The sequence below is a fragment of the Microbacterium sp. P2_F9 genome, from assembly GCF_056403635.1.
The window spans coordinates 1-3,548 of the sequence record NZ_JBFUFC010000282.1 but is presented as its reverse complement, the minus strand read 5'-3'; the positions used below and the strand labels follow the sequence as shown (position 1 = coordinate 3,548).

The 3,548-nt window shown below is 69.9% G+C and carries 3 protein-coding genes and 1 pseudogene; all 4 read right to left on the bottom strand.

Annotation, left to right across the window (positions count from 1 at the left end; all coding sequences use genetic code 11):
• On the bottom strand, positions 1–1,012 hold a 1,012-nt coding region (locus tag AC1DVT_RS18775), incomplete at its 3' end, for an MFS transporter (RefSeq protein ID WP_477390751.1).
• Between the two features lie 34 nt (positions 1,013–1,046).
• Positions 1,047–2,387, bottom strand: coding sequence for a M20/M25/M40 family metallo-hydrolase (locus tag AC1DVT_RS18770; protein ID WP_477390749.1), 1,341 nt, complete (start codon positions 2,385–2,387; stop codon positions 1,047–1,049).
• A gap of 72 nt (positions 2,388–2,459) precedes the next feature.
• Positions 2,460–3,125, bottom strand: coding sequence for an SIMPL domain-containing protein (locus AC1DVT_RS18765; protein WP_477390747.1), 666 nt, complete (start codon positions 3,123–3,125; stop codon positions 2,460–2,462).
• Positions 3,126–3,172: 47 nt separating this feature from the next.
• Positions 3,173–3,548 (bottom strand): annotated as a pseudogene (locus AC1DVT_RS18760) (hypothetical protein); the annotation flags it as partial.

Here is a 3,548-nt window from a genome sequence, read left to right as displayed (position 1 = left end):
GCCGGGCGATGAGCGGGAACAGGAGTGCCCCGGTGATCATGGCGACGAGGTAGATCCCGATGATCAGGGAGGTCGCGAACCCCGTTGTGCCGAGCCCGTAGCCGTAGACCTCCGGGTCGGTGCGCGCGAAGGTCGACAGCGGCGCCTGCGCGCCTAGCACGCTGACGCCGAAGAGCCCGGCGGTGAGGAACACCGGACCGAGCGCGGGAGAGCGGAACATCCGCACGTCGATCAGCGGGTCGTCGCTGCGCAGCTCCCACCACGCGAAAGGCGCCACCAGCGCTACGCCGAGCACGACCACAGCCCAGGACCAGGGGTTCATGAGGCCGCCTTCGAGGCGGAGCAGGCTCAGCCCCCCGGTGAAGCTGATGAGCGCGAGCGAGATCAGCACGAGGCCGACGGTGTCGAAGTGCCCGCCGGTCGGCTCCGGCGACTCCTTCACCCCGAACAGGATCACGAAGAAGCACACCACGATAAGGAGCGCCGGCACGAGCAGCACCACGGTGAGCGGCAAAGTGTCGATGAGCGCGCCGCCGACGAGGGCGCCGACGATCGCGCCCGTCTCGAGGGCTGCAACGAGGAAGCCGGCTGCGCGCGCCGTGATCACCGAGCGCCCAGGCATCCGTCTCGACCGTGACCAGATGAGGGCGATCTCGAGGGGCAGCCATACGACGTAGAACCCCATGAGCGCCCACGCAGCGAGGAAGAGGCCGAACGAGTCGGTGAACGGCAGCACGAGCGCCGCGGCGGCCGTGAGCGCGGTCGAGATCAGCAGCATCCGCTTGTGGCCGAGCATGTCGCCGAGCTTCGCGAACGCGGGCACGACGAGAGCGGAGAGCATGAGCTGCGCGCCTTCGAGCCAGTTCACGTCGGCATCGTGGATGCCCAGGTGCCGGGCGATGTCGGTGAGCATCGGCGTGTAATAGCCCTGGAGCACGCCGCTCGTGAACTCGACGAAGGCGAGGAAGCCGACGACCGTCGCGAGTGTGCCCAGTGTGACGGCGCGCGTCATCGCGCCTCCTTCGTGGTGCGGTTTTCGGGTGCGATCACTGTAGTCGTTCGATGAGGGCGCGGTGGAACCGCTCGCCGCGCTCGAGGGCGGCGATCTCGACCCGCTCGTCCACGCCGTGGATCGACGCGCGCTGCGCGTTCGACATCTCCAGCGGGGCAAAGCGGTAGACCGCGGGGGTGAAGGTGTGGAAGTGCCGCGAATCCGTCGCGGCCATCATGACGTACGGCACCGCCGGAATTCCCGGATGCGACACCGCGAGGGCGTCTTCGAGCAGGGCGAACTGCGCGTTGTCAGTCGCGGACTCGGGGGATGGTTCGCTGGACTCGAGCACCTCGACCATGACGAGACGATCCCGGATGCGGCGCCGCACGCGGGCCACCGTGCGACCGACGTTATCGCCAAGCGCGAGCCGCAGGTTGAGGGTCGCGGACGCCTGCGAGGGCAGGACATTCGCCGCCGTGCCCCCGGACTGCATGGTCGCGGCGACGGTCGTCCGCACGAGCGCTGCGGGCTCGCCGCCGAGCCGGGCGAAGACTCGCGCCGTGATCCAGGGCGCGCCGGCGAGGGCGCGCAGCAGGAGCCTCGCCGGTCCGGGAGTCTGCGATGCGAGCCGCGACAGCATCCGCGAGATCGCGCGCGGGGTGTGTGGGGCGAACGTGCGCGCATCAAGGCGGTCGATCGCCCGGGCGACTCGCCCCACGGCCGTGAGGGACGGTGGCGCCGACGCATGCCCGCCCTCGCCTCGCGCGGTGAGCCGCACCGTGAGCACGCCCTTCTCGCCGACGCCGATCATCGCGGATCGGCCGGGCACGAACGGCAGCGGCGCATCGACGACCGCACCCCCTTCGTCGAGGACGAGCCAGGGGACGATGCCTCTCCCACGCAGCGACTCCGCGATCGCCTGGGCCGCAGCGCCGTACGTCTCTTCGTTGCCACCGAACGAGAGGCAGATGTCTCGGGCGGGTACGAAGCCGTCGGCAAGCAGATTCTCGACGGCCTCGAGGATGACCAGGAGTGGCCCTTTGTCGTCGAGCGCCCCCCGCCCGTGGACCCATCCGTCCGCGATCCGTCCGTCGAAGGGCGGGTAGGTCCAGTCGTCGCTCTCGTCGACGGGCACGACGTCGTAGTGCGCCATGAGCACAAGGGGAGAATCGGATGCCTCGGCGCGGCCGCGCCAGCGCATCAGAAGTCCGAACTCGGTGTGTCGTTCAACGACGAGCGTGGCGTGCACCCGCGGGTACAGCTCGGCGATGAGGGCGACGAACGTTTCGAAGGGCTCCGGGCCCCGGCTGTCGAGCTCGGCCGAGACCGTCGGCAGCTGGATCATCCGCGAGAGTCGTTCGGCCATACCGGGGCGCACTGTCGCTGGGCTCACCGAGCAACGATAACCCGGGGTGCAGACCCTCCGTCTCGCGTCACCCGACGACCCTGTAAGCGGTGGGATCGGTCAACTGGCGGTGAAGCGCGCCTCGACTGCAGCGGTCACCACGATGTCCTCMGGCTGCAGTTCGATGCCGGCGCCTCCGCCGGTGTMCGCGGCGAAGGCCGCACGCATCATCGCCGTGGCCGGCGCCCCGGGGGARTCGTTGCGCGTGAGGAGCCCGACATCCGCGATCTCGAGCGGCGTCACCGTCGCAAGTCCGATCGCGGCAGCGTACGCGGTGGCGCGATCGACCGCTGCGCGGACGGCGGCGGCCGCGACATCCGCTTCCGCCCGCTGCGCGGTCGCGCGGGTGAGCTGCCAGGTGACCTCGTCGATCTGGATGCCATCGCGCTCGGCCAGGTCGGCGACCCACCAGGACATCGCGGCGAAGTCGGTGAAGGTTGCGATGAACTCCACCGAGGCGTAGTGCACGAGGGCGAGCTGCTTGCCCTCGGAGTTCCAGGGGCGGTTCGCCCAGACGGCCACCCGCTGGCTCGACCAGTCGCGCAGGGTTCCCTGCTCTCTGCGTGCGGCCAGATCGCCGCGGATGGGGTCGGCGAGCGAGGCGATCCGCTCGACGACGGGCCCCCGCTCGTGGCCTTCGGCGCGCACCGAGATGCGCACGACTCCTTCTTCGGGTGCKGCACGCACTTCGTGCTCGCCGCGGACGGTGATGACGACCTCGCTCATGCGAGCGACTCTACGCCGCGGCGTTGACACGCCACCGAACGGATGCCTCAGCCGGCCTCGTCTGGAGCCTTGATGTAGGCGAGGTCGGCCTTCGTCATCGCCCACCGCACATCGTCGGGGGTGAAGAGGTAGCTGTCGCCGAAGCCTTCCGAGTCGCCTGGTCCACTGGTCGCCGGCATCGCGAGGTAGACGCCCTCCGGTGCGTCGACGCGCTGATAGCCCTCAGCGACGAGCACCTGCTGCGCAGCGGTCGCGGCATCCGTCCCGATGGGCGTCCACGCGAGATCGATGAGGTTGTCGGTCGCGAGGTCGGGGGATTCGCCCCAACGGCAGACGATCGCGCCCTCAGGGGCTCCGTCGGGGAAGCGATCGAACGGCCGCGCGCCGATCTGCTCGTTCTGGGTCTCCCACGAGATCCAGCCG